1 protein-coding gene is annotated in these 1,040 nt (G+C 56.6%); it reads right to left on the reverse strand.

Going from position 1 to position 1,040, the window contains the following annotated elements:
* A partial coding sequence (locus CWE22_RS12075) for an Ig-like domain-containing protein (protein ID WP_169931748.1) occupies positions 1-1,040 on the reverse strand: 1,040 nt, incomplete at both ends.

Here is a 1,040-nt window from a genome sequence, read left to right on the forward strand (position 1 = left end):
AGCGCGCCACCCAGAGCCATCAGGGCGAGCCAGATACTCAACTGACCCCCACTGGATTTTCCATCCACACGAATGACTTCAATCGCATCGACATTGACCGTGAGCGTTCCGGTTGCCTCACCGCCGTTGCCGTCGCTGACCACATAGCTCACTGTCGCCGTGCCATCAAAGCCTTGGCTTGGCGTGAAGCGCACCTGATCATCACTGGTAATGGCTGCAGAGCCGCCGGTGTTCACTGACACTTCAACCAGCGTCAGACTGTCGCCATCTGGGTCACTGTCGTTCGCCAGTACGTTGACGGTAATCGCCGTGCGGTCATCGGTTGAGGCACTGTCGTTGCCTGTCACTGGCATCCGATTGGCTTCAATCGTGACAACCACCGTACCGTTGCCAGTACCCCCTTCACCGTCCGTGATGCTGTAGCTGAGCTCTATTTCGCCCGCATAATCGGTTGGCGGGGTATAACGCAGCTCCGTATCACTTTCGATACTCACTTCACCGAGCGGTGCAAAGGCATTCGCTAACACCAGCGTGTCGCCATCCGGATCGGTGTCATTACTCACCACATCAATGATGCGACTTTCATTCCAACCCATCGTGACTTCGTCCATGACCGCAACCGGCAAGCTATTGCCATTGAGCAGGATAGCCACACCACCGGGGTCAGCAACGGAGCCGTTGGCTTCACCATCGGCGTCATTTGGACCACCATCTTCAAGCACCAGCTGCACACAGTGTGAACCCTCAAGCAGGCCAGCTTGATAAGCACTGGCGCCCGGAGGAGGACACACGCCCGGCTCACCGAGAGCGCTCATGACTTGATTGCGGTCATTCTCGGTCAAGGTCACCCAGCTGCCGTTGATGTACTTGCGATACACCGCTCCAGCAGGAATAGGTAACTTCTGCGGGAACACCAAGCTGACCGAATCACCAACCTCAGCGACGTTGTACACCTCGAAATCAAATATGCCGCCAATATTCGCCGCCTCATCGTCACTCGGGATCTCCTGTCCACCCAACTGCACGGTTCCATCTGGGTT

Origin of the sequence: Pseudidiomarina aestuarii (assembly GCF_003987355.1) — a bacterium.
In the GTDB taxonomy this organism is placed as follows: domain Bacteria; phylum Pseudomonadota; class Gammaproteobacteria; order Enterobacterales; family Alteromonadaceae; genus Pseudidiomarina; species Pseudidiomarina aestuarii.